This is a genomic window from Streptomyces sp. NPDC046759, assembly GCF_040645475.1.
In the GTDB taxonomy this organism is placed as follows: Bacteria; Actinomycetota; Actinomycetes; order Streptomycetales; family Streptomycetaceae; genus Streptomyces.
The window spans coordinates 1-24,661 of record NZ_JBEYYJ010000029.1 but is presented as its reverse complement, the minus strand read 5'-3'; the positions used below and the strand labels follow the sequence as shown (position 1 = coordinate 24,661).

The 24,661-nt window shown below is 70.7% G+C and carries 26 protein-coding genes; 19 read left to right on the top strand and 7 right to left on the bottom strand.

The genetic code is table 11. From position 1 onward, the window contains the following. Window positions 1–41 precede the first annotated feature (41 nt). The 3 genes from ABZ919_RS31915 to ABZ919_RS31905 are packed head-to-tail and all read left to right on the top strand — an operon-like array spanning window position 42 to window position 2,733. Window positions 42–806, top strand: coding sequence for a chorismate synthase (locus ABZ919_RS31915; RefSeq protein ID WP_361254485.1), 765 nt, complete (start codon window positions 42–44; stop codon window positions 804–806). Beyond that, complete coding sequence (gene menC, locus ABZ919_RS31910) at window positions 803–1,912, top strand: o-succinylbenzoate synthase (protein WP_361254482.1); 1,110 nt, start codon at window positions 803–805, stop codon at window positions 1,910–1,912. Before ABZ919_RS31915 ends, menC begins: the two co-directional genes overlap by 4 nt. Window positions 1,913–1,944: 32 nt before the next feature. Then, complete coding sequence (locus ABZ919_RS31905; RefSeq protein WP_361254479.1) at window positions 1,945–2,733, top strand: S16 family serine protease; 789 nt, start codon at window positions 1,945–1,947, stop codon at window positions 2,731–2,733. Here ABZ919_RS31905 and ABZ919_RS31900 read toward each other — a convergent pair. Together ABZ919_RS31900 and ABZ919_RS31895 are read right to left on the bottom strand one after the other, a co-directional pair. Further along, window positions 2,730–2,921 carry a hypothetical protein gene (locus ABZ919_RS31900; protein WP_361254687.1) on the bottom strand — a complete coding sequence of 64 codons (192 nt, stop codon included), beginning with the start codon at window positions 2,919–2,921 and terminating at the stop codon, window positions 2,730–2,732. The genes ABZ919_RS31905 and ABZ919_RS31900 overlap by 4 nt on opposite strands. 166 nt (window positions 2,922–3,087) lie before the next feature. Next, on the bottom strand, window positions 3,088–3,567 hold the full coding sequence (locus ABZ919_RS31895; RefSeq protein ID WP_361254476.1) for an Lrp/AsnC family transcriptional regulator: 480 nt from the start codon (window positions 3,565–3,567) through the stop codon (window positions 3,088–3,090). A 122-nt stretch (window positions 3,568–3,689) separates the two neighbouring features. Between ABZ919_RS31895 and hppD the strand changes: the two genes are divergently transcribed. Together hppD and ABZ919_RS31885 are read left to right on the top strand one after the other, a co-directional pair. Continuing rightward, window positions 3,690–4,835, top strand: a complete 1,146-nt coding sequence (hppD, locus tag ABZ919_RS31890) for a 4-hydroxyphenylpyruvate dioxygenase (protein ID WP_361254473.1) — start codon at window positions 3,690–3,692, stop codon at window positions 4,833–4,835. 167 nt (window positions 4,836–5,002) lie between these two features. Beyond that, a complete protein-coding gene (locus tag ABZ919_RS31885) occupies window positions 5,003–6,418 on the top strand; it encodes an FAD-linked oxidase C-terminal domain-containing protein (protein WP_361254470.1) in 1,416 nt (471 codons plus the stop codon). Window positions 6,419–6,435: 17 nt separating this feature from the next. Here ABZ919_RS31885 and ABZ919_RS31880 read toward each other — a convergent pair whose 3' ends face one another. Next, entirely contained in the window at window positions 6,436–6,849 is a 414-nt protein-coding gene (locus ABZ919_RS31880; protein WP_361254467.1) for an SsgA family sporulation/cell division regulator, read from the bottom strand. A 235-nt stretch (window positions 6,850–7,084) separates the two neighbouring features. Here ABZ919_RS31880 and ABZ919_RS31875 point away from each other — a divergent pair, with 235 nt between their 5' ends. After that, the gene (locus ABZ919_RS31875; RefSeq protein ID WP_361254466.1) at window positions 7,085–8,818 is read left to right on the top strand and encodes an RDD family protein; all 1,734 of its coding nucleotides are present in this window, start codon (window positions 7,085–7,087) and stop codon (window positions 8,816–8,818) included. 73 nt (window positions 8,819–8,891) lie between these two features. Further along, on the top strand, window positions 8,892–9,671 hold the full coding sequence (locus ABZ919_RS31870; RefSeq protein ID WP_361254464.1) for an RDD family protein: 780 nt from the start codon (window positions 8,892–8,894) through the stop codon (window positions 9,669–9,671). 105 nt (window positions 9,672–9,776) lie between these two features. Here ABZ919_RS31870 and ABZ919_RS31865 read toward each other — a convergent pair whose 3' ends face one another. After that, on the bottom strand, window positions 9,777–10,022 hold the full coding sequence (locus tag ABZ919_RS31865) for a hypothetical protein (RefSeq protein ID WP_361254461.1): 246 nt from the start codon (window positions 10,020–10,022) through the stop codon (window positions 9,777–9,779). A 303-nt stretch (window positions 10,023–10,325) separates the two neighbouring features. Between ABZ919_RS31865 and ABZ919_RS31860 the strand changes: the two genes are divergently transcribed. Together ABZ919_RS31860 and ABZ919_RS31855 are read left to right on the top strand one after the other, a co-directional pair. Next, window positions 10,326–12,683, top strand: coding sequence for an immune inhibitor A domain-containing protein (locus tag ABZ919_RS31860; protein WP_361254458.1), 2,358 nt, complete (start codon window positions 10,326–10,328; stop codon window positions 12,681–12,683). A 121-nt stretch (window positions 12,684–12,804) separates the two neighbouring features. After that, window positions 12,805–13,125, top strand: a complete 321-nt coding sequence (locus ABZ919_RS31855) for a hypothetical protein (protein ID WP_361254456.1) — start codon at window positions 12,805–12,807, stop codon at window positions 13,123–13,125. A gap of 51 nt (window positions 13,126–13,176) precedes the next feature. On the opposite strand, the gene ABZ919_RS31850 is transcribed toward ABZ919_RS31855, so the two are convergent. Then, window positions 13,177–13,770: a nicotinamidase gene (locus tag ABZ919_RS31850; protein ID WP_361254453.1), complete on the bottom strand. Its 594-nt coding sequence runs from the start codon at window positions 13,768–13,770 to the stop codon at window positions 13,177–13,179. Window positions 13,771–13,867: 97 nt separating this feature from the next. Continuing rightward, a complete protein-coding gene (locus ABZ919_RS31845) occupies window positions 13,868–15,214 on the bottom strand; it encodes a nicotinate phosphoribosyltransferase (protein ID WP_361254450.1) in 1,347 nt (448 codons plus the stop codon). 57 nt (window positions 15,215–15,271) lie between these two features. Here ABZ919_RS31845 and clpS point away from each other — a divergent pair, with 57 nt between their 5' ends. The 9 genes from clpS to ABZ919_RS31800 all read left to right on the top strand — a co-directional run bounded on the left by clpS (window position 15,272) and on the right by ABZ919_RS31800 (window position 23,154). Further along, window positions 15,272–15,589, top strand: coding sequence for an ATP-dependent Clp protease adapter ClpS (gene clpS / locus ABZ919_RS31840; protein ID WP_361118760.1), 318 nt, complete (start codon window positions 15,272–15,274; stop codon window positions 15,587–15,589). A 69-nt stretch (window positions 15,590–15,658) separates the two neighbouring features. After that, window positions 15,659–16,264 carry a DUF2017 domain-containing protein gene (locus tag ABZ919_RS31835; protein ID WP_361254446.1) on the top strand — a complete coding sequence of 202 codons (606 nt, stop codon included), beginning with the start codon at window positions 15,659–15,661 and terminating at the stop codon, window positions 16,262–16,264. 328 nt (window positions 16,265–16,592) lie between these two features. Continuing rightward, window positions 16,593–18,029: an amino acid permease gene (locus ABZ919_RS31830; protein ID WP_361254443.1), complete on the top strand. Its 1,437-nt coding sequence runs from the start codon at window positions 16,593–16,595 to the stop codon at window positions 18,027–18,029. 190 nt (window positions 18,030–18,219) lie between these two features. Next, window positions 18,220–18,642 carry a M67 family metallopeptidase gene (locus ABZ919_RS31825; protein WP_361254440.1) on the top strand — a complete coding sequence of 141 codons (423 nt, stop codon included), beginning with the start codon at window positions 18,220–18,222 and terminating at the stop codon, window positions 18,640–18,642. Window positions 18,643–18,721: 79 nt separating this feature from the next. Continuing rightward, window positions 18,722–18,817, top strand: coding sequence for a putative leader peptide (locus tag ABZ919_RS31820; protein WP_317774922.1), 96 nt, complete (start codon window positions 18,722–18,724; stop codon window positions 18,815–18,817). A 126-nt stretch (window positions 18,818–18,943) separates the two neighbouring features. Then, window positions 18,944–19,222 carry a MoaD/ThiS family protein gene (locus ABZ919_RS31815; RefSeq protein ID WP_361254437.1) on the top strand — a complete coding sequence of 93 codons (279 nt, stop codon included), beginning with the start codon at window positions 18,944–18,946 and terminating at the stop codon, window positions 19,220–19,222. A gap of 17 nt (window positions 19,223–19,239) precedes the next feature. Further along, window positions 19,240–20,190 (top strand): cysteine synthase, encoded by a 951-nt coding sequence (locus tag ABZ919_RS31810; protein WP_361254434.1) that lies wholly within the window; start codon window positions 19,240–19,242, stop codon window positions 20,188–20,190. A gap of 262 nt (window positions 20,191–20,452) precedes the next feature. Further along, window positions 20,453–22,525, top strand: a complete 2,073-nt coding sequence (locus ABZ919_RS31805) for a putative Ig domain-containing protein (protein ID WP_361254431.1) — start codon at window positions 20,453–20,455, stop codon at window positions 22,523–22,525. Between the two features lie 164 nt (window positions 22,526–22,689). Further along, window positions 22,690–23,154 carry a hypothetical protein gene (locus tag ABZ919_RS31800; RefSeq protein ID WP_361254429.1) on the top strand — a complete coding sequence of 155 codons (465 nt, stop codon included), beginning with the start codon at window positions 22,690–22,692 and terminating at the stop codon, window positions 23,152–23,154. On the opposite strand, the gene ABZ919_RS31795 is transcribed toward ABZ919_RS31800, so the two are convergent. Continuing rightward, complete coding sequence (locus ABZ919_RS31795; RefSeq protein ID WP_361254426.1) at window positions 23,155–23,610, bottom strand: type II toxin-antitoxin system PemK/MazF family toxin; 456 nt, start codon at window positions 23,608–23,610, stop codon at window positions 23,155–23,157. Window positions 23,611–23,824: 214 nt separating this feature from the next. Between ABZ919_RS31795 and ABZ919_RS31790 the strand changes: the two genes are divergently transcribed. Beyond that, window positions 23,825–24,577, top strand: coding sequence for an MBL fold metallo-hydrolase (locus tag ABZ919_RS31790; protein WP_361254423.1), 753 nt, complete (start codon window positions 23,825–23,827; stop codon window positions 24,575–24,577). Window positions 24,578–24,661: the final 84 nt, after the last annotated feature.

The following is a 24,661-nucleotide window of genomic DNA, read 5'->3' as shown; positions in this document are numbered from 1 at the left end:
CGCACAACACAGGGGCGAGCGGCACCTTCGAGACTCGTGCCATGACAGCAGGAGTCACTATCCGTACCGTCCACGACGTCGCCGGGCTCGCGGCCGTGGCCGACCACTTCAGCGACGTCTGGCACACGCCCCGTACCGCCCCGCCCTACCCGGCCGAGGTCCTGCACAGCCTGGTGCACGCCGGCGGCGCGGTGCACGCCGCCCATGAGGGGCAGCGGCTCGCCGGCGCGTCCGTCGCCGTCCTCGGCCCGGAGCACAGCACGTACTCGCTGGTGGCCGCCGCAGACCGGGGGCTCGGGCACGCCGTGAAGCTGGCCCAGCGCGACTGGGCCGTCGGCCTGGGCGCCCGCACCATGCGCTGGACCTTCGACCCGCTGGTCGGCCGCAACGCCCGCTTCAACCTGGTCAAGCTGGGCGCCACCGGCACGGAGTACCTGGTCGACTTCTACGGCCCCATGACCGACGGCGTGAACGACGGCGACGAGAGCGACCGGCTGACGGTGACCTGGGACCTGACGGCGCCGCCCGGTGCCTGCGGCGCGACCGACGGCCACGACGCCGGGCACCGGGCCCCCGTCGTCCGGATGGCTCCCGACGGTGACCCCCTCGTCCGCCGCGACGGGACGCACGTGTGGTGCCGGGTGCCCGAGGACATCGTCAAACTGCGGGCCGCCGAGCCGGCGCTGGCGCTGCGCTGGCGGCGCACGGTGCGCGACGTCTTCCTGGAGGCCTTCGCGGAGGGGTTCCGGGCCACCGGAATGTCCCGCGACGGCTGGTACACGCTCACCCGTGGGGCGGCGGCATGAAACTCGAACGCGTCGAGATCGTGCACGTGGCGATCCCGCTGGTCACGCCCTTCCGCACGTCCTTCGGGACGATGACGACGAAGGACACCTTCCTGCTGCACGTCGTCACGGACGCGGCCGAGGGCTGGTCGGAGTTCGCAGCCGACCCCGAGCCGCTGTACTGCCCGGAGTTCGTCGCCGGCGCCGAGATCGTGCTGCGCGACTTCCTGATCCCGCGCCTGGCCGCCCTCCCGCACCCGGCCACGGCCGCGCTCGCTCCCGCGGTGGCGAAGATCAAGGGGCACGAGCTGGCGAAGGCGGCCCTGGAGACGGCTCTGCTGGACGCCGAACTGCGTTCGTACGGCATGCCGCTCGCGGTCCACCTGGGCGCGGTACGGGACCGGGTGCCCGCCGGGGTGTCGGTCGGCATCAAGAACTCGCTCCCCGAGCTGCTCGACGACGTCGAGCGCTATCTCGCCGAGGGCTACGTCCGCATCAAGCTGAAGATCGAGCCGGGCTGGGACGTGGAACCGGTCCGGGCGGTCCGCGAGCGCTTCGGCGACGCCCTCCCCCTCCAGGTCGACGCCAACACGGCCTACACGCTCGCGGACGCCGAGCGGTTGCGGCGGCTGGACGAGTACGGGCTGCTGCTGATCGAGGAGCCGCTGGAGGAGAACAACCTGCATGCCCACGCCCAGCTGCAGAAACGCCTCACCACTCCCGTCTGCCTGGACGAGTCGCTGCACCACGCACGCGACACCGCCTCCGCGATCGCGATGGACGCCTGCCGGGTGGTGAACGTCAAGCCGGCCCGGGTCGGCGGCTACCTGGAGGCCCGCCGGGTCCACGACGTGGCGCACGCGCACGGGGTGCCGGTGTGGTGCGGCGGCATGCTGGAGACGGGCATCGGCCGTGCCCCCAACCTGGCCCTGGCGGCCCTGCCCGGTTTCACCCTCCCCGGGGACACCTCCGCCTCCTCGCGCTACTTCGCCGAGGACATCACCGAGCCGTTCGTCCTCCAGGACGGCCATCTCCCGGTGCCGGCCACCCCCGGAATCGGCGTCGAGCCCCTGCCGGAGGCCCTGCGCCGGTTCACTCGGGAGCGACGGGACCTGTACACGGCATAAGGCACAGGTGGACGGCACGTTAGATTGGGCCTGTGCTCTCACGTCTCACGCGTACCCAGGCCGTAGCCGTCTGCGCTCTGCCCGTCGCGGCCCTGATCGCCACGGCGGTGTTCGCGCCGCTGCCGTTCACGGTGGCGCAGCCCGGGACGACGGCGAACGTGCTCGGCGCGGTCAAGGGCAGCGAGGTGATCACCGTCTCCGGCGCGCCCGTCCGCAGCACCAGCGGGCAGCTGCGGATGGTCACCATCGTCGCGACCGGCCCGGACGTGCGCGTCTCCCTCGGTGACGTGATCGGCAACTGGTTCCGCACCGACCGGGCCGTGATGCCCAAGGACGCCGTCTACAGCGGTGACACGGTCAAGGAGATCGAGCGGCACAACGTGGCGCAGATGCGGCAGTCCCAGGGCGCGGCGACCCAGGCGGCGCTGAACTACCTGGGGCTGAGCGCCGGCAAGGTCAAGATCGAGCTGAAGCTCGCCGGCGTGGGCGGGCCGAGCGCGGGCCTGCTGTTCACTCTGGGGATCATCGACAAGCTGCACGGCGACGGCAGCGGCGGCGACCTCACCGGCGGCCGCACCATCGCCGGTACGGGCACCATCGACGCCGACGGCACGGTCGGCGCGGTCGGCGGGGTGGCCCTGAAGACCCAGGCCGCCCGGCGCGACGGGGCGACCGTCTTCCTGGTGCCGAAGGCCGAGTGCGCCGACGCCAGGGTGGAGCTGCCGAAGGGCCTGCGCCTGGTCCCGGTCACCACCCTGAAGGGTGCGGTGAACGCGCTGACCGCGCTGGAAAAGGGCAAGGACTCCGTACCGAGCTGTTAGGCGATGGCCGCGGTCCGCCGGGGCGTGGCGGCGAGCCGCAGGCCTAGCTCGACCAGGGTCCAGCCGAGGCGTGCGCGGAGGTGGACCGGGGGCTTCACGGCGGCGGCGAGCCGGTAGTGGCCGGCCCGGGCGCGGAGTTCGGTGGCACGGATGCGGTGCAGGGCGAGGTGGGTCTCGGGGTGCGACAGGTGGGCGAGCCCGCGCAGGGGGCGGGCGTCGAGGCTGTGGACCTGCGGGTCGGCCCGCTGTTCGTTCCTGCATACAAAGACAGCCATGCAAAGGTCCGTTGCAGCCTTCCCTTTGCATCAACTCCTCCGCGCGCACCGCACCTCGGCCGTGCCCCCGCCTGCCCGCCTACCCCCCTTCCGCGTCCCGGGCCGCCTGTTCCACCAGCGGGATGATCCGCAGGGGGACCGGGTTCTCCATGACGATCGTCGTGGACGCCCGGACGATGCCCTCGAAGCCGACGACCCGGTCGATCACCCGCTGCAGATCGGCGTTCGAGCGGGCCACCAGGCGGCACAGCATGTCCCCGCTGCCGGTGGTGGTGAGCAGCTCCAGCACCTCCGGCACGGTCGCCAGATGGGCCCGGACGTCGGTCCCCTGGCCCTGCCGGATCTGCAGCGTCGCGAACGCGGTGACCGGATAGCCGAGGGCCGTGGGATCTACCTGGGGGCCGAAACCGCGGATCACCCCGTTCGACTGGAGGCGGTCCAGGCGTGCCTGCACCGTGCCCCGGGCGACCCCCAGCCGCCGGGACATCTCCAGCACACCGATGCGCGGCTCCCGGGCGAGGAGCACGATGATCCGCCCGTCCAGATGATCGATCGCCACGGCACCTCCAGGGATGAGCATCCTGTACAGAAAGTCCGCCGAAACGGCCGTGTCGCTGAGCAGATTGCCCAGTGAACACGCAAACTATTGCGCATCTTGCAGAGCGGGGCCACCCTTCCGGCATGACGCAGACCACACACCACACTCCCGACACCGCCCGGCAGGCCGACCCCTTCCCGGTCAAGGGAATGGACGCGGTCGTCTTCGCCGTGGGCAACGCCAAGCAGGCGGCGCACTACTACTCCACCGCCTTCGGCATGCAGCTGGTCGCCTACTCCGGGCCGGAGAACGGCAGCCGCGAGACCGCCAGCTACGTGCTCGAGAACGGCTCCGCCCGATTCGTGTTCACCTCGGTGATCAAGCCGAGCACCGACTGGGGCCACTTCCTCGACCGGCACGTGGCCGAGCACGGCGACGGCGTCATCGACCTGGCCATCGAGGTCCCGGACGCCCGAGCCGCGCACGCCTACGCCGTCGAGCACGGCGCCCGCTCGATCGCCGAGCCGTACGAGGTCAAGGACGAGCACGGCACCGTCGTCCTCGCCGTGATCGCCACCTACGGCCAGACCCGCCACACCCTCGTCGACCGCTCCGGCTACGACGGCCCCTACCTGCCCGGCTACACCGCCGCGGCGCCGATCGTCGTGCCGCCCGCGAAGCGCACCTTCCAGGCCATCGACCACTGCGTCGGCAACGTCGAACTCGGCAAGATGGACGAGTGGGTCGGGTTCTACAACAGGGTCATGGGCTTCACGAACATGAAGGAGTTCGTGGGCGACGACATCGCCACCGAGTACAGCGCGCTGATGTCGAAGGTCGTCGCGGACGGCACCCTCAAGGTGAAGTTCCCGCTCAACGAGCCCGCGATCGCCAAGAAGAAGTCCCAGATCGACGAGTACCTGGAGTTCTACGGCGGCCCCGGCGTCCAGCACATCGCGCTGAACACCAACGACATCGTGCAGACCGTCCGGACCATGCGCGCGGCCGGCGTGGAGTTCCTCAACACCCCCGACTCCTACTACGACACCCTCGGCGAGTGGGTCGGCGACACCCGGGTGTCCGTCGAGACGCTGCGCGAGCTGAAGATCCTCGCCGACCGCGACGAGGACGGATACCTGCTGCAGATCTTCACCAAGCCGGTCCAGGACCGGCCGACGGTCTTCTTCGAGATCATCGAGCGGCACGGCTCCATGGGCTTCGGCAAGGGCAACTTCAAGGCCCTGTTCGAGGCGATCGAGCGCGAGCAGGCCAAGCGCGGCAACCTGTAGGTCCCCGGGCTTCAGCCGGGCGGCGCATCTTCCGGTGCGCCGCCCACGTACCCGGCACGCGCAGTCGGTTGTCCATGGCGCTCACTGTGCGTCAGTGCGGCGATCCGCTCCGGTGGACCGAGCGGAGTACGGACGGGGTTCACACCGATGGCCGCGAGTGCGACCCTTTGATCATGAGCCGTATCGAAGCGCCCCGCTCCGAAGACGCTGTGGCAGCCGGCGACCTCACCGACCGGCTCCTGGCCGGCCTGCCCGCCGAGGCCGTCCTGACCGACCCCGAGGTCACCGCCTCCTACGCCAACGACATGGCGAGCTTCTGCCCGGCCGGCGTCCCGGCCGTCGTCGTCCTGCCGCGCACCGTCGAACAGGTGCAGCACGTCATGCGCATCGCCACCGAACTGCGTCTGCCCCTCGTCCCGCAGGGTGCCCGCAGCGGCCTGTCCGGCGCCGCCAACGCCACCGACGGCTGCATCGTGCTGTCCCTCACCAAGATGGACCGCATCCTGGAGATCAGCCCCGTCGACCGGATCGCCGTGGTCGAGCCCGGCGTGATCAACGCGACCCTGTCCCACGCGGTCGAGGAACACGGCCTGTACTACCCGCCGGACCCCTCCAGCTGGGAGATGTGCACCATCGGCGGCAACATCGGCACCGGGTCCGGCGGCCTGTGCTGCCTCAAGTACGGCGTGACCGCCGAGTACGTCCTCGGCCTGGACGTCGTCCTCGCCGACGGCCGCCTGCTGTCCACCGGCCGCCGCACGGCCAAGGGCGTCGCCGGCTACGACCTCACCCGCCTGTTCGTCGGCTCCGAGGGCTCGCTCGGCGTCGTCGTGCGCGCGGTCCTCGCCCTCAAGCCCAAGCCGCCCCAGCAGCTGGTGCTGGCCGCCGAGTTCCCCTCCGCTGCCGCCGCCTGCGACGCCGTCTGCCGGATCATGGAGGGCGGTCACGTCCCCTCCCTCCTCGAACTGATGGACCGTACGACCGTCAAGGCGGTCAACGACCTCGCCCGCATGGGCCTCCCGGAGACCACCGAGGCGCTGCTGCTCGCCGCCTTCGACACCCCGGACCCGGCCGCCGACCTCGCCGCCGTCGGCGCCCTGTGCGAGGCGGCCGGGGCCACCGAGGTCGTCCCGGCCGAGGACGCGGCCGAGTCCGAGATGCTGCTCAAGGCCCGGCGGCTCTCGCTGACCGCGCTGGAGGCGGTCAAGGGCACGACGATGATCGACGACGTGTGCGTGCCCCGCTCCAGGCTCGGCGCGATGCTGGAGGGCGTCGAACGGATCGCCGCCAAGTACGACCTGACCATCGGTGTCTGCGCGCACGCCGGCGACGGCAACACCCACCCCACCGTCTGCTTCGACGCCCAGGACCCGGAGGAGTCCCGGCGGGCCCGCGAGTCCTTCGACGAGATCATGGCCCTCGGCCTGGAACTGGGTGGCACCATCACCGGCGAACACGGCGTCGGCGTACTGAAGAAGGAGTGGCTCGCCCGGGAGATCGGCCCGGTCGGGGTCGAGATGCAGCGGGCCGTGAAGCAGGCCTTCGATCCTCTAGGCATCCTCAACCCGGGCAAGGTCCTCTGAGCTTCCTGGCAGCGGGCTCACTGGGCGAGCAGCTGGTCGAGGGCGTCGTCGATGCCCAGCTGCCCGCCCTCCGTCCCCGGCGGCACCGCCCGCAGCGTCCGCTCCAGCCAGGCCGACACCTGCGGGATCGGCGCCTCGAGGAGCGCGTCCCCGTCGGGTGAACTCAGCGCCATCAGAACGACGCTGCGCCCCTCCACCTTCGTCGGCCACGTCCGTACGTCCCCCCGCCCGCACGGCCGGAACACCCCCTCCACCAGCAGCTCCCGCGCAAACGTCCAGTTGACGGGGCAGTCGGAGTTGATGTGGAAGGTGATGTGGACGGCGTACGGATCGTCCGAGCGGTAGCCCAGCCGGGCCGGCACCGGGACGCCGCGCTCCGGCGGCAGGATGAGCCTCATCTCCAGCTCCCGCTCCACCACGGTGTGATGCATGACCTGCGTGTCCCTTCGTCGGGGGCCGCCCGGAACGGGCCCGCACCCGGGGAGAGCGGGCAGCGGCCGGGCCATTACGCGGGTTCGGGGAAATCTTTTTGTCCGGACCTGCGAGAGCCGGGTGCGGCATTGCCCGGAAAGGGGTGGGTCCTGCGGGACTGGCGCTGCGGGCTGCCCCGGTCTGATAGATGTGGAGGCCCCCATCCCACCCCCGAGCAGATACGGGACGACGGACATGAGCGCCCCAACCCCGGCCCCAGGTGACGACAGGCCCCGCGAGGGCTACTACCCGGACCCGTCCATCCCCGGATACGTCCGGTACTGGAACGGCGCCTCCTGGGTGCCCGGCACCAGCCGCCCGGCGCCGAAGGACGGCGAACCGCTCACCCCGCCGCCGGGCGTGCGGCCCGCGGCCCCGGCCGTCGAGGAGACGGGCCCGCACTTCTTCGACGAGGACCCGGATCCGGCACCCTCCGCCCAGGACGGTTCCGGCGCGTGGGCGGCCGGCGGCGGAAGCGGTCCGCGGCCTCCGGGGTACGGCGACGAGCGGGCGGGGCGGGCAGGCACGGGCGGTCAGGGCGCCGGGCAGTCCGGTGCCGCTGGTTCCGGTCCGGGGCAGGCGGGCGCCGGCGGCCGGGGTGCCGGGCTCGGTGGTCACGGCACCGGGCAGTCCGGTGCCGGTGGCGCCGGGGACGGGCGCACCGCCTGGGGTGCCGACCCGCGGGTGCCCGCTCAGGCGCCGGACCGTTCGGCCGGCAAGGCCGGCCGCCCCGAGGGCACGGCCCCGGCGGCGGAGGGCGACACCCCGGACCCCGGCGGCACGTTCCTCTTCCGCCGCCCCGTTCCGGGGCCCGCGGCCGTCAGGGACGAGGGCACGATGACGTTCCGCCCGGTACCGGGCCAGGGCCGGCCGGGCGCACAGCCCGGGTCCGGCCCGCAGGCCCCCGGCTCCCCGGCGTCCGGCCCGGAAGCCGGGGCGGGGGCCGGGTTCGGCCCGCACGGCCCGGGTCACGGCGCGGGCTTCGGCGCGCAGGCGGCCGGTGCCGACGCCGACGCCGGTGCGGGTGCCGGCTTCGGCGCGCAGGCCCCGGCCCCGGGCCCCGGTTTCGCGGGGCCCGCTTCCGGCTCGGGAGCGGCGGCCGCCGGCTTCGGGCCGCAGGGCCCCGTCGGTACGCCGGCCCCGTCCTCCGCCACCCCTGCCCCAGCCCCCTCCGCGTCCGCGGGTCCCGGGTTCGGAGCGGGCAAGGCCGCCGCCGCCCGTGCCGCGCAGGCGCCGCAGGCCCCGTCCGGCCAGGCGGCCGGGGCCCCGTCGGTGCCGGCGCAGGGCGCCGCCCCGGCCACCCCTGTCACGAGCGGCCCCGGTGGCGGTCAGGCGTCCTGGGCGCAGCAGGTGCACCAGCTGGCCGGCGGAGGTGACGAGCAGCCCGTGGCGCCGTGGAAGCCGCCGGTGGAGGACCTCTTCCAGGCGGCCGCGCGCCGCCAGGCCGCCGCCCGTCCCGCCGGGGTCGGCAAGCGCTTCGCGGCCCGGCTGATCGACACCCTGGTGGTGGGCGCCGTCACGGCCGCCGCCGCGGTACCGTTCGGCACCAGGGCCGCCGACCACATCCAGCAGAAGATCGACGCGGCCAGGCTGTCCGGACGCGAGGTCACCGTCTGGCTGCTCGACGGCACGACCGCCACCAGCCTCGGCATCGTGCTCGCCGTCCTGCTGCTCTTCGGCGTCGTGTACGAGGTGCTGCCGACCGCCAGGTGGGGCCGCACCCTCGGCAAGAAGCTGCTGGGTCTTCAGGTGCGGGACATCGAGGGGCACGAGCCGCCGGCCTTCGGCCCGGCGCTGCGCCGCTGGCTGGTGTACAGCGTGCCCGGGCTGCTCGGCATCGGGATCGTGGGCGTGCTGTGGTGCCTGTTCGACCGGCCCTGGCACCAGTGCTGGCACGACAAGGCGGCCCGCACCTTCGTCGCCGGCTGAGCGGAGGCACGGGCGTACTCCGTACGGCCGTCCGCCGGATGCGGAACCGGGGTGTTCGCGGTGCACTCGGGCCATGAGCAGCGAACCGCCCCCCGGCTCCGGAGAGCAGCCCCCCGAGGACGACCCCTTCAGGAAGCGGCCCCCCTCGGACCAGGGGTCGGGCTCGCCGTACGGCGGCGCCCGGCAGCCCCCACCGTCCGGCGGCCAGGGCCCGCAACCGCCTCCCGGCGGCCAGCCGCCCCCGCCGGGTGGCGGGCAGCCCCCTCCGTGGGGTGCTCAGCAGCCGCCCCCCTACGGTGGCGAGCAGCCGCCCTACGGCGGCGGCCCCTACGGAGATGCCGGCCCCTACGGGGGCGGGCCCTACGGCGCAGGTGCCGGCGGCTACCCGAGCGATCCGCTCGCGGGTATGCCCCCGCTCGCCGACAGCGGCAGGCGGACGCTCGCGCGGATCGTCGACATGATCCTCGTCGGCATCGTCGTCTGGTTGCTCACCTGGGCGTTCGGAGTGCGTGAGTACACCGTCAACGGCGACCACGTCCAGGTCGGCCGGTCCGTCGCTCAGTCCTTCGTCGCGGCCGTGCTGTACGTCGCCTACGACACCTACATGATGAGCCAGTACGGCCAGACCCTCGGCAAGAAGTGGCTCAACATGCGGGTGGCGAACCTGAACGACGGCGCCACTCCGTCGGTGCAGGCCAACCTGATCCGCGCCGTGGTCCTGTGGGTGCCGTTCGCCTTCTGCTGCGCCTGCATCTGGACGGCGATCTGCGGCGGCTGGAGCTACTTCGACAAACCGTACAAACAGGGCCTGCATGACAAGGCGGCCAAGACGGTGGTGGTCAGCACCCGTTGAGCCAACCGCCCGCCCGGCGAAGGCGGGGACGCCCGGCACCGTTATGGGCGCCCATACGACAGCGGCGGGTCCGTCACGGACCCGCCGCTGTCGTGTGCGCGCCGTTCACAGGACCGTGGAGACCGGCTGTTCCTTCGGTGCGGACTCGGTGGGCTCGGCCGGTGCCTCGATCGTGCGGGCCCTCGGCAGCGGCACCGTCATCGCCACGAGCAGGCCGAGGGCCAGCGCCGCGAGGGCGATGACGGTGACCCCGAGGCCCGAACCCGTCTGGGACAGCAGCAGCATGGCGAGCGTCGAGAAGATCACGGTGCACGAACCGTAAACGAGCTGTGCGGCGGTCGGACGAGGCATGGCAATCGTGTCCTCGGAAGTCTTCGGGGATTCTTCGGCGGATCGGGCGGTGCCATTCCACTCTCTTCGCGTGCATGCCCGAACAGGACCCCTGGTAAGCGTGACCTAACCCACGGTACCGGTGCACGGGGGGCGCACGGAGTCATGGGGTGGAGGCATAGGCCGCGAGCAGGTTCGTAAAGCGAACATCGGCTCCGCTTAGTGGACTTGGCTAGATCAAGTCAAGGTCTGTCTTTTCTTCTAAACCTCTAGTCAAATGTCGTCACTTGGCATGCGCCGATCAGGCGCAGGGGAGGAACACAAGTGACCAGCAGATCCTGGACGTTCAGAGCGGCCGCGATCGGCGTGACGCTCGCGGCGGCCTCCGCCACGTTCGCCACCTTCGCCGTCGCGGAGGCGAGCACCCAGGCCCGGCCCGTGGCCGTCAACCGGCACGACCCGGCTCCGGTGAAGCAGCGGGCGCACGACCTCGACGGCCCGCTCAGCAAGACCCAGGAAGCCCAGCGCCGGGAGGCACTGAGCCAGCTCATATCGGGGAAGGCCACGGCGCAGGAGCGCAACGGCTCCAAGGTCGTGGCGCTCAAGAGCCGCAAGGGCAAGAGCAAGTACGTCGAGCTGAGCCGCGAGAAGACCGACAAGATCTTCATGATCCTGGTGGAGTTCGGGGACAAGACCGACCCGAAGTACGGCGGCACGGCTGGCCCGCTGCACAACACCATCGCCGCGCCGGACCGCAAGAAGGACAACTCCACGGCCTGGCAGAAGGACTACAACCAGAAGCACTACCAGGACCTCTACTTCGGCACCGGCAAGAAGACCGAGTCGCTGAAGAAGTACTACGAGAAGCAGTCCTCGGGCCGCTACTCGGTCGACGGTGAGGTCACGGACTGGGTCAAGGTCCCCTACAACGAGGCCCGTTACGGCAACAACGCCTGCGGCCAGACCAACTGCCCGAGCGTGTGGAACGTCGTCAGCGACGGCGTCAACGCGTGGGTGGCCCAGCAGAAGGCGGCCGGCAGGTCCGACGCCGACATCAAGAAGGACCTCGCCCAGTACGACCAGTGGGACCGGTACGACTACGACCACGACGGCAACTTCAACGAGCCCGACGGGTACATCGACCACTTCCAGCTCGTGCACGCCGGTGAGGACGAGTCCGCGGGCGGCGGCGCGCAGGGCAAGGACGCGATCTGGGCCCACCGCTGGTACGCCTTCGGCACCGACGCGGGCGCGACCGGCCCCGCGGACAACAAGCTCGGCGGCGCCCAGATCGGCGACACCGGCATCTGGGTGGGCGACTACACCATCCAGCCGGAGAACGGCGGCCTCGGCGTCTTCGCCCACGAGTACGGCCACGACCTCGGCCTGCCGGACGAGTACGACACCGCCGGCGGCGACAACTCCACCGGTTTCTGGACCCTGATGTCCTCCGGCTCCTGGCTCGGCACCGGCAAGGAGTCCATCGGTGACCTGCCGGGCGACATGAACGCCTGGGACAAGCTGCAGCTCGGCTGGCTGAACTACGACACCGCCAAGGCCGGCGCGCAGTCCACGCACAAGCTGGGCGTCGCCGAGTACAACACCTGGGACAAGCAGGCCCTCGTGGTCACCCTGCCGGACAAGGCGGTCACCACCACCATCACCCAGCCCGCCGAGGGCTCGACCCAGTGGTGGAGCGGCAGCGGCAACGACCTGAAGAACACGCTGACCCGGTCGGTGGACCTGACGGGCAAGTCGTCGGCGAAGCTGGACCTGGACGGCTGGTGGGCCATCGAGGACGGCTACGACTACCTGTACGCGGAGGTGTCGACCGACGGCGGCGCCAACTGGACCGCTCTGGACGGCACGGCGGACGGTCAGGCCGTCCCGCGTGACGGCAGCGGCAAGCCGGCGCTGACCGGCTTCTCGCAGACCCACAAGAAGCTGTCGTACTCGCTGGACGCCTACGCGGGCAAGAAGATCGGCCTGCGCTTCCGGTACGCCACCGACGGCGGTGTCGCGGAGAACGGCTTCACGGCCGACGAGATCACCGTGACCGCCGACGGCTCCCCGGTCTTCTCGGACAACGCCGAGACCCAGGACGCCGGTTGGACCGCGGCAGGCTTCTCCCGCATCGGCGCGTCCTTCACCAAGGACTACAAGCAGTACTACATCGCCGAGAACCGGCAGTACGTGTCGTACGACAAGACCCTCAAGGTCGGCCCGTACAACTTCGGTTCGGCCAAGCGGCCCGGCTGGGTGGAGCACTACCCGTACCAGAACGGCCTGTTGATCTGGAAGTGGGACACCTCCCAGGCGGACAACAACACCAACAGCACCAACGGTCACCCGGGTACCGGTCTGATCCTGCCGATCGACTCCCACCCGAAGGCGCTGAAGTGGTCCGACGGCATGCTGATGCGCAACCGCACGCAGGCCTACGACTCCCCGTTCAGCCTGTACGGCACGGACGGCATCACGCTGCACAAGGCGGACGTCCCGACGGTGATCAAGGCGTCGAAGGGTGTCCCGGTCTTCAACGACCACACGAGCACCTACTACGACCCGTCGAACCCCACCGGGGGTGTGCAGGTCACTGACACGAACACCAAGATCCTGATCGTCAAGGAGGCCAAGGACGGCTCGACGATCTTGCTCAAGGTGGGGCCCGCGGTGAAGTAGTCAACGTTTCCCCAGGTCAGACGCGTATCGGCGGCAACCCCTTGGCGGGTCGCCGCCGATCGTGTTTAGGTGCGTCCTGTGGACCGCTTATTGACACCGACCGAAACGGGGATGTGACCGCATGGCCGCTGGAGGCTTCTGCAAGCTGCCGAACGGCACGGTCGTGGTGGCGCTGAACCTGCCCTACGACTCTGCCGGGGTGCGGGTGCTGGTGCACGCGCAGAACCGGGCCCGAGCCCTGACCAGGCTCCGCAACCTGGGGTTGCGCGCGATCTACCTGCGAGGGAACGCCGCACCCCCGACGCCGGACGAGATCACGGCGGTGCTGCACCACCCGGACGGCCTGATATGGCGCACGGCTCCGGCCGACAACGGTGTCATCGTCAACGAGCTGTGGCACCCCATCCGGGCGCTTCTTCGCAGGTCAGCGGTGGTCCAGTGACCTAGTGCTGCGAACGGAGAGGTTCACCGGCACACCTTTCCGGTCACAGCACTAGCCACCGACCACCGGCTTGCCGGTGAGCTCCACCCCGGCCTCCCGGAGCTCCTCCAGCGCCCTCTCGGTCGTCTCCGGGGCCACTCCCGCCGTCAGGTCCAGCAGGACCTGCGTACGGAAGCCCTCCCGGGCGGCGTCGAGGGCCGTGGCCCGTACACAATGGTCCGTGGCTATGCCCACCACGTCCACCTCCTCGATGTGGCGGGCCCGCAGCCACTCGGCCAGGGGCGTCCCGTTCTCGTCGGCGCCCTCGAAGCCGCTGTAGGCCGCCGAGTAGGCGCCCTTGTCGAAGACGGCGTCGACCGCGCCGGAGGCGACGGCCGGGGCGAAGTTCGGGTGGAAACCGACGCCCTCCGTGCCCGCGACACAGTGCGCGGGCCAGGAGCGGACGAAGTCGGGGTTGTCGGCGAAGTGGCCGCCGGGCGCGATGTGGTGGTCACGGGTGGCCACCACGTGGCGGTATCCGGTGCCGCCCGCCTGGCCGACCAGCTCCGTGATGGCGGCGGCCACATCCGCACCCCCGGCCACCGCGAGGCTGCCCCCCTCGCAGAAGTCGTTCTGCACATCTACGACGATCAAGGCGCGGCGCATGATGGGTGTCCTTCGACTGAGGATTAAGTAACTGAGCCTAGAGACTTCCGGGCCCGTGCGGGAGGGGGCGTTCGAGGGGGCGGACGGCGGTCCCGCTCTAGCTACCCGAGTGCCCGTGCAGGTACTCCGTCGGAATGACGGGTTCCCCCCGCGAGAGCTGGACGGCGGAGAACGGAAGATTCCCGCGGGCGGCGATGTGGCGGTCCCGGGGCACGTCCAGGGGTTCGCGGGCGACGACGTCCCCGCCCTTGACCAGCTGCACCAGCAGCTGCCGGTCGCTGAGGTCGGCCGGCACCGGCCCGGTGCCCACGACCTCGGCCTCCGCCACCCCCTCCTCGTCCACCCGGCGCGCCGCCCACTTGCGGCCCCCGATGGAGGTCTTGCCGCCGGTGGACTTCTTCGCGACCGGCACCAGCGGTGCCTTCGGGTCGGTGCTCTCGGCGCGGGCCACCAGCTTGTAGACCATGGAGGCGGTCGGGTGCCCGGAGCCGGTCACCAGCTGGGTGCCGACGCCGTACGCGTCCACGGGGGCGGCGGCGAGGGAGGCGATGGCGTACTCGTCCAGGTCGGAGGTGACCACGATCTTGGTGTCGGTGGCGCCCAGCTCGTCCAGCTGGTGGCGCACCCGGTGCGCGACGAGCAGCAGGTCGCCGGAGTCGATCCGGACCGCGCCCAGCTCGGGGCCGGCCACCTCCACCGCCGTACGGACGGCCACGGCGACGTCGTAGGTGTCCACGAGCAGCGTCGTGCCCCGGCCGAGACTGTCGACCTGGGCCCGGAAAGCGTCCCGCTCGCGGTCGTGGAGCAGGGTGAAGGCGTGCGCGGAGGTGCCGACGGTCGGAATGCCGTAGCGGAAGCCGGCCGCCAGGTCCGAGGTGGTGGCGAAGCCGCCGACGTACGCCGCCCGGGACGCGGCGACCGCCGCCAGCTCGTGGGTGCGGCGGGCGCCCATCTCGATCAGCGGGCGGTCACCGGCGGCGGAGGCCATCCGGGAGGCGGCGGCGGCGATCGCGGAGTCGTGGTTGAGGATGGAGAGGATGACCGTCTCCAGCAGGACGCACTCGGCGAAGGTGCCCTCGACACGCATGATCGGGGAGCCGGGGAAGTAGACCTCGCCCTCGGGGTAGCCCCAGATGTCCCCGCTGAAGCGGTAGTCGGCGAGCCAGTTCAGGGTCTCCTCGTCGACGATCTGCCGCTCGCGCAGGAAGCCCAGGACGCCCGCGTCGAAGCGGAAGTTCTCCACGGCGTCGAGCACGCGCCCGGTGCCGGCCACCACGCCGTAGCGGCGCCCGTCCGGCAGCCGCCGGGTGAAGACCTCGAATACGCTGCGCCGTTCGGCGGTACGGGCCTTCAGCGCGGCCTGCAGCATCGTCAGCTCGTACTGGTCCGTGAAGAGCGCCGTCGAGGGAACATCCACCGGCAGCCCAAGGTCCGCTGTGTTCATGGCAATAGATGCTACCCCCATCTCGTCAGTGTGACGATTTTTCCCGAGCGTGGCAGCATGGGCAGTGTGACGTCACCCGCGCCCGTAGAGATCGAACGCACCGAGTCGGCGGAGGAGGTCTTCGCCGTTCCCGAGCCCGACGTCCCCTGGGTGACCATCGTGCACAACGACCCGGTCAACCTCATGAGCTACGTGACGTACGTCTTCCAGACGTACTTCGGCTACACCAAGGACAAGGCCACCAAGCTCATGCTCGACGTCCACCACAAGGGCCGGGCGGTCGTCTCCAGCGGGAGCCGTGAGGAGATGGAGCGGGACGTGCAGGCGATGCACGGCTACGGTCTGTGGGCCACGCTCCAGCAGGACCGCAAATGACCGCCCGCGCTCGCAGGACCGGAAATGACCCGCATCCGCCGCAGGACCGGAAGTAGCGAACCCACGTACATGCCCGGACATTTCGAACCGCTCCCCGGCGGCGGCGCGGCCGTCGCGCTCGACGACGTCGAGATCTCCATCATCCGGTCGCTGGCCGTCCAGCTGCTGGAGCTCATCGGCCCGGGCCCCGGCGCGGACCGCCCGGACGACCCGCTCGCCGAACTGTTCGCGGAAGGCCCGAGCGAGCCACCCGCCGACCCGGTGCTCAGAAGGCTCTTCCCGGACGCCTACAGCGACCCGGAGCAGGCCCCCGCCTCGCCCGCCGAGGCCGAGGAGCGGCGGGCCCACTCCGCCGAGTTCCGCCGCTACACCGAGAACGACCTGCGCACCGGCAAGCGCGAGACCGCGCTCGCGGTGATCCGCGCCCTGGACGCGCTCGCTCCGGTGGACGAGGGCGGGGCGGTGCTGAAGCTGTCCGCGGAGGAGTCGAAGCAGTGGCTCGGCGCGCTCAACGACCTGCGGCTCGCCATCGGTGCCCGGCTGGAGATCGCCGAGGAGGACGACACCGACCTGCTCTACCGCCTTCCGGACGACGACCCGCGCAAACCGATGGTGATGGCCTATCTGTGGCTGGGCGGGCTCCAGGAGACGCTGGTCACCACCCTTATGCCGTAATCCGGGCGCTTTGCGGTGCACGAGTGTTCGCTCAGCGGACACTCAAATCCGGATAACGATCGCGTCACCGTTGCGGTCATGTATGGCACATTCGAGCGCTCTTTGTCCGCTTTTACCTGTGACGTGCGCCACGAATCCCCTCTGTGATCAATATTGCGGCCGTGATAAATCTTCACGACCGCCCGGCCCACACCACCCATGTTCGGCCGGGTGCGCCACCGAGCCGACGACCGTCGGCCAGGCAACAACTCCAGCAATCCGGGGGGATCGAGACCCGATCCGAGGCCGAGACGAGGCCCGGGTCGGCATGGAGAAAGGCGCACCACACATGACCTCATCGCAGGTCGACCAGCTTCGCGACGGCAACGACGCCGCGCGGGCCGCGGACAGCGAGGGCGGCGAGGGGTACCAGCGCGGGCTCGGTTCCCGGCAGATCCAGATGATCGCCATCGGCGGTGCCATCGGCACCGGCCTGTTCCTCGGCGCGGGCAAGGGCATTTCCAAGGCGGGCCCCAGCCTGATCCTGGCGTACGCCGTCGCCGGCCTCGTCATCTTCCTGATCATGCGGGCGCTCGGCGAGCTGCTCATGTACCGCCCGGTGTCGGGTTCGTTCTCGGAGTACGCACGCGAGTTCATCGGCCCCTTCGCGGGCTTCGTGACCGGGTGGACGTACTGGCTGTTCTGGGTGGTCACCGGCATCACCGAGGTCACGGCCGCGGCCGCCTACATGACGTACTGGTTCGACATCCCGCAGTGGGTCTCGGCCCTGATCTTCACGATCGTGCTGTACGGCGCCAACCTGATCTCCGTGAAGCTCTTCGGTGAGCTGGAGTTCTGGTTCTCCATGGTCAAGGTCACCGCGATCATCGGCATGATCCTGATCTGCGCCGGCATCCTGACGGTCGGCTTCTCCGACGCCGGCAGGACCGCCTCCGTGAGCCACCTGTGGAGTGACGGCGGTTTCTTCCCGCACGGCGTCGGCAACACGCTGATGACCCTGCAGATGGTCATGTTCGCCTTCCTCGCCGTCGAGCTGGTCGGTGTCACCGCGGGCGAGTCCAAGGACCCCGAGAAGGTGCTGCCGAAGGCGATCAACACGGTGCCGTGGCGCATCGCCGTCTTCTACGTCGGCGCGCTGATCATGATCCTGTCGGTCGTGCCGTGGACCGAGTTCCACCCGGGCGTCAGCCCCTTCGTGGCCGCGTTCCAGAAGATGGGCCTGTCCCTCGGCGCCGGCATCGTCAACTTCGTCGTGCTCACGGCCGCGCTGTCGTCCTGCAACTCCGGCATGTACTCCACCGGCCGCATGCTCCGCGACCTGGCGCTCAACGGCCAGGGCCCGAAGTTCTTCACCAAGCTGACACGCAGCGGTACCCCGCTCGCCGGCACGACGTTCTCCGCCGCGCTGATGCTGGTCGGCGTCTGGATCAACTACCAGTGGCCGGGCAAGGCGTTCGACTACGTCGTCTCCTTCGCGACCATTTCCGGCATGTGGGCCTGGATCGTCATCCTGGTCTGCCAGATCCGCTACCGGTCGAGGGCCGACCGCGGCCTGCTGCCGAGGAGCGAGTTCCGCGCGCCGGGAGCGCCGTACACGAGCATCTTCGCGCTGCTGTTCATCCTCATGGTGATCGTGCTCATGGGCATCGACAAGGACGCCCGGGTGTCGCTTTACTGTGCTCCGCTGTGGGCCGCGATCCTCGGCGTCTCCTACTGGGTGCTCCGGCGCCGCAACCCGGAGGCCGCGGCCTTCCGCAAGCGCTGACCATCCCCCAGGGACGTCCAGTCGCGACGGGGCTCTCGTGGCGCCCCGCCGCGGCTGCCGCTCAGGACGTCCGGCATATGGGCCGTTCCGTACCACTCTTCGGTACGGAACGGCCCACCCGTCTCCCACCGCCGCCCTGCCCGACGCGCTGCGCGCGGCCCCTTTTGATTTCCTGCTTATCCTGACGGGCATGCTGACCATCACCCAGGCCCTCGTCGACCAGATCGTCGCCCACGCGCGCAAGGACCACCCCGACGAGGCGTGCGGCGTCGTGGCGGGACCGGCGGGCTCGGACCGTCCCGAGCGCTTCATCCCCATGCTGAACGCGGCGATGTCGCCGACTTTCTACGAGTTCGACTCGGGCGACCTGCTGAAGCTCTACCGCGAGATGGACGACCGCGACGAGGAGCCGGTGGTCATCTACCACTCCCACACCGCCACCGAGGCCCATCCCTCCCGGACCGACATCTCCTACGCCAACGAACCCGGCGCCCACTACGTGCTGGTCTCCACCGCGGACACCGACGGCCTCGGCGAGTTCCAGTTCCGCTCCTTCCGGATCGTGGACGGCGAGGTCACCGAGGAGGAGGTCACGGTGGTGGAGGCGTACTGATCTCGCCCACCGGACGGAAAAGGTCCGGCATGCGAAATCACACTCCGGGACCCGGACCGGGAATCGATACGATGAGCCCATGGTTCTTCTCGACGTGAGCGACAAGGCGCCGGGCATGCTGCTCGTGGCGCGGCTGCACGTCGACCTGTGCAGGCTGAACAGCGCCATCTGTTGATCGACCCCGCTGCCGCCGTACGGCCATGAGCCGCGGCGTGCTCCCCCGGTGGCGAAAGCCCGGGGGACCCCGAATTGCCACGCGCCTGACCGAACCGACGACACCTTCCGACAGGAGCCCTGAGTCATGGCCATCGAGGTCCGCATCCCGACCATCCTCCGCACGTACACCGACGGTCAGAAGGCGGTGGAGGGCAGCGGTGAGACCCTCGCCGAGCTGTTCGCCGACCTCGAGACGCGGCACGCGGGCATCCAGGCCCGCATCGTGGACGGCGACCAGCTGCGCCGGTTCGTGAACGTCTACCTGAACGACGAGGACGTCCGTTTCCTCGAGGGCATCGACACCAAGCTCTCCGACGGCGACAACGTCACGATCCTGCCGGCCGTGGCCGGCGGCATGCGCTGATCGGCCGCTGAGCAGCGATGCGCTACGACTCCCCGCTGGCCGCGGTGGGCAACACCCCGTTGGTGCGCCTGCCGCGGCTCTCGCCGTCCGCCGACGTACGGATCTGGGCCAAGCTGGAGGACCGCAACCCGACCGGCTCGGTCAAGGACCGTCCCGCTCTGCACATGATCGAGCAGGCGGAGAAGGACGGCCGGCTCACCCCGGGCTGCACCATCCTGGAACCCACTTCCGGCAACACCGGCATCTCCCTCGCCATGGCGGCCAAGCTCAAGGGCTACCGCATGGTGTGCGTGATGCCGGAGAACACCTCGCAGGAGCGCCGGGACCTGCTCGGCATGTGGGGGGCCGAGATCATCTCCTCCCCGGCCGCGGGCGGCTCCAACACGGCCGTGCGCGTGGCCAAGGAGCTCGCCGCCGAGCACCCCGACTGGGTGATGCTCTACCAGTACGGCAACCCGGACAACGCGGGCGCCCACTACGCCACCACCGGCCCGGAGATCCTGGCGGACCTGCCCTCCGTCACCCACTTCGTCGCCGGCCTCGGCACCACCGGCACCCTGATGGGCGTCGGCCGCTACCTGCGCGAGCACAAGCCGGACGTGAAGATCGTCGCCGCCGAACCGCGCTACGACGACCTGGTGTACGGCCTCAGGAACCTCGACGAGGGCTTCGTGCCGGAGCTGTACGACGCCTCCGTGCTGACCACCCGCTTCTCGGTCGGCTCGGCCGACGCCGTCACCCGCACCCGTGAACTCCTCCAGCAGGAGGGCATCTTCGCGGGCGTCTCCACCGGAGCCGCCCTGCACGCGGCGATCGGGGTGGGCAGGAAGGCGGTCAACGCGGGGGAGTCCGCCGACATCGTCTTCGTCGTGGCCGACGGCGGCTGGAAGTACCTGTCCACCGGCGTCTACACGGCGGCCACCACCGAGGAGGCCATCGAGACGCTGCACGGCCAGCTCTGGGCCTAGCGCCTCCCCGGCACCCTTCGCGGCCCCCTCCATGAGGGGGCCAACCGCATCCTATGGCGAAGCAAAGAATTCGGTCCGGTACTGCCCGGTAGGCCGCATCGGGGGCTACGGTCCTCCCGCACCCTGTCATGTCACGCTCACCCGGCGTACAGGGAGCCTGTGAGTGTCATGCTCATGACTGCGCGGTTTCGCCGCCGCTACGCGCGTCACGGGCTGCCAATCCAGTGCGAGAAACCCCACTTCCCGATGGAGGCAGTACCCCATGCGTGAGTCACGCCCGAGCGGGCAGAGACGGAGTCTGCGAAGACTCGTCGCCGTCGCCTTCCCCGCGCTCGCCCTCGCCGTCGCCGGAATCGCCGCCGCCCCCTCCGCCGGCGCCCAGCCCGCAGCCGCGCACCCCCACACCTCCAAGGTCACGCAGAACGCCAAGGCGCTGACCGACCCCAAGCGGCAGACCTTCCACTCCACCGGCAAGGCCGGTCAGAAGGTACCCACGACCCACCTGTGCGCCACCGCCGAGCCGGGCCACGCGTCCTGCTTCGCCCAGCGCCGCACCGACATCAAGCAGAAGCTCGCCTCGGCGCTCGCCGCCGCCGCACCATCCGGCCTCTCCCCGGCGAACCTGCACAGCGCCTACAACCTGCCCACGGCGGCCGGTTCGGGCATGACGGTCGGCATCGTGGACGCCTACAACGACCCCAACGCCGAGTCGGACCTGGCCACCTACCGTTCCACCTACGGCCTGTCCGCCTGCACCAAGGCCAACGGCTGCTTCAAGCAGGTCAGCCAGACCGGCTCCACCACCTCGCTGCCGACCAACGACACCGGCTGGGCCGGCGAAGAGATGCTCGACATCGACATGGTCAGCGCGGTCTGCCCGAACTGCAGCATCATCCTGGTCGAGGCCAACTCCGCCAACGACACCGACCTCGGCATCGCCGAGAACGAGGCGGTCTCCCTCGGCGCCAAGTTCGTCTCCAACAGCTGGGGCGGCTCCGAGTCCTCCTCGCAGACCGGCGAGGACACCTCGTACTTCAAGCACCCGGGCGTCGCGATCACCGTCTCCGCGGGTGACTCCGGCTACGGCGCCGAGTACCCGGCGACCTCCCAGTACGTGACCGCCGTCGGCGGCACCGCGCTCACCACCGCCTCCAACTCCCGCGGCTGGAGCGAGTCGGTGTGGAACACCAGCTCCACCGAGGGCACCGGCTCCGGCTGCTCGGCGTACGACCCGAAGCCGAGCTGGCAGACGGACTCCGGCTGCTCCAAGCGCATGGAGGCCGACGTCTCCGCCGTCGCCGACCCGGCCACCGGTGTGGCGGTCTACGACACCTACGGCGGCTCCGGCTGGGCGGTCTACGGCGGCACCAGCGCCTCCTCGCCGATCATCGCCTCGGTCTACGCCCTCGCGGGCACGCCGGGGGCGAGCGACTACCCGGCGAAGTACCCGTACTCCCACACCGCCAACCTGTACGACGTGACCAGCGGCTCCAACGGCTCCTGCTCGACCTCGTACTTCTGCAAGGCGACCACCGGCTACGACGGCCCGACCGGCTGGGGCACCCCGAACGGCACCGCCGCCTTCACGTCCGGCGGCGGTGGCGGCGGCAACACCGTGTCCGTCACCAACCCGGGCAGCCAGTCCACCACCACCGGCAGCGCGGTCAGCCTGCAGATCCACGCCAGCGACAGCGGGGGCGCGGCCCTCACCTACAGCGCCTCCGGCCTGCCGACCGGCCTGTCCATCAACAGCTCCAGCGGCCTGATCTCCGGCACGGCGTCCACCGCGGGCACCTACCAGGTGACGGTCACCGCGACCGACTCCACCGGCGCCTTTGGCTCGACCTCCTTCACCTGGACCGTCGGCTCGGGCGGGGGCGGCGGCTGCACCTCCTCCCAGCTGCTGGCCAACCCCGGCTTCGAATCGGGCAACACCGGCTGGACCGCCACCAGCGGCGTGATCACCAACGACACCGGTGAGGCGGCGCACGGCGGCTCCTACAAGGCGTGGCTCGACGGCTACGGCTCCAGCCACACCGACACGCTGTCCCAGTCGGTGACGATCCCGGCCGGCTGCAAGGCCACGCTCACCTTCTACCTGCACATCGACACCGCCGAGACCGGCAGCACCGCGTACGACAAGCTGACGGTCACCGCCGGTTCGACCACCCTGGCGTCGTACTCGAACCTCAACGCGAACTCCGGGTACGCGCAGAAGACCTTCGACCTGTCCTCGCTGGCGGGCCAGACGGTCACCCTGAAGTTCAACGGCGTGGAGGACTCCTCGCTGCAGACCAGCTTCGTCGTCGACGACACCGCCCTGACGACCAGCTGATCCGTCCCACCGACCGAGCGATCCCGCATGCGGAAGCCGTCCGCGTGCGGGATCCTTCCGTGTGCGGGGATCCGTTCGCGCACGGGATCCGTTCGCGGCGCCGGTACGTCACATCTGCACCAGGCGGCCGACGTGTGCGGCCACGGCAGAAAGGCGAAACCCTCATGCGCCGTACGACGACATCCCTCGCCCTCGCGGCGGCAGCGCTGCTCCTCGCCGGGTGCGGCTCGCACAGCGGCACGGACGCCAGGGGCGCCGGCAAGGTGTCTCCGTCGGCCTCCACCCGCTCGCCCGGCCCGCCGGCGAAGGGCTGCGCCGACGTCGTGATGCTCAAGGCCGCGGACAGCGGCCGTACCGTCTGCGTGACCAAGGGCGGCGAGGTCCGGGTCACCCTGGACGGCACCAAGTCCCGCCCCTGGAAGCCGGTCATGGCGAGCGGCAGCGAGCTGAAGGGCATCAACGCGGGCTTCGTCATCATGCCGGGCCAGGCGACCGCCGCGTACCAGGCGGTGGCCACCGGCACCGAGAAGCTGACGTCCTCGCGGCCGCTGTGCGCCCAGCCCACGGCACCCGGTCAGGTGTCCTGCAAGGGCATCCAGGAGTGGACGGTCACCGTGACGGTGAAGTGATCAGCCCGCGAGGTGCCGCACCTGGTCCCACAGAACGGGGTCGACCACGCCCACCCGGCGCCGGAAGTCGCCGACAGGCACCTCGCGCAGCTCGTCGGTCTCCAGGAAGCTGGGGCGGCCCCGGGCGTCGCCGACCGCACCGGGCGGCAGCGGGATCACCCCGGCGCGCTCGTCGTGGTACTTGCTGGTGATCTTGGCGACCGTGGCCCGGTTCCCGCGCACGGCCAGCACCAGACAGGGCCGGTCCTTGACGTCCGTACGGTCCTCGTAGGGGACGTCCGCCCACCAGATGTCCCCGGGGGCCGGCCGGGCCTGCGCCGGGTGCGCGCCCGCGCGGCCGAGAGGCCTCAGGTGCCGCCCGGCGTACCGGCGGCCACGGCCCCAGCCGTCGATGAGCGTGGCGACCAGGGCGAGCAGTACCACCGCCGCGAGTGCCAGCCACCAGGACGTGTCCATACGACGACGTTACCGGCGCGCGCCGAGGATCGCGCGCCCTCTGTGGAACCTTCTGCGCTCCTGGTCCAGCCGAACCGGTGACAGCACAGGTGAGTTCGCCCACAACGGCCCCTGGCGGAGGAGCGACCCGTGCTTTTGCGCCTTACGCTCGACGAACCGCACGACCCCCGTTTCCCGCCCTTTTGATCTTTCCGCCAACGGAGGTTTCTGCTTCATGAAGCTCACCGTCGTCGGCTGCTCGGGGTCGTTCCCGTCCGCGGAATCGGCCTGCTCGAGCTACCTCGTCGAGGCCGACGGCTTCCGGCTGCTCCTCGACATGGGCAACGGCGCCCTGGGCGAGCTGCAGCGTCACTGCGGTCTCTACGACCTCGACGCGATCTTCCTGAGCCATCTGCACGCCGACCACTGCATCGACATGCTGGCGTACTTCGTCGCCCGCTACTACCGCCACGACGGCGGCCGCTGCGCCCCGCTCCCGGTCTACGGCCCGGAGGGCACCGAACACCGCCTGACCACGGCCTACGCCGACACGCCCTCCGCCTCCTCCATGAGCGAGGTCTTCGACTTCCGCACCGTGAAGCCGTCCACGTTCGAGATCGGCCCGTTCACGGTGCACACCGAGCGGGTCCGGCACCCCGTGGAGGCGTACGCCATCCGCATCGAGCACGACGGGCGGTCGCTGACGTACTCCGGCGACACGGGGGTCACCGACGCGCTGGACGAGCTGGCCCGGGACACCGACCTGTTCCTGTGCGAGGCCGCGTTCACGCACGGCAAGGAGACCGTCCCCGACCTGCACCTCAACGGCCGCGAGGCGGGCGAGACGGCCGCCAGGGCCGGCGCGCGGCGCCTGGTGCTCACCCACATCCCCCCGTGGACCGACCCGCTGGCCAACCTCCGTGACGCCCGCGAGGTGTTCGAGGGGCCGGTGGAGCTGGCGGTACCGAGGACGGCGTACGAGATCTAGCTTCCGCGCATGACGAGGGCCCCGGAACCGGCTGGACGACCAGCTGCTGCGTCAGCGGCTGGAGGAGGACGGCCGCGCCTGGGA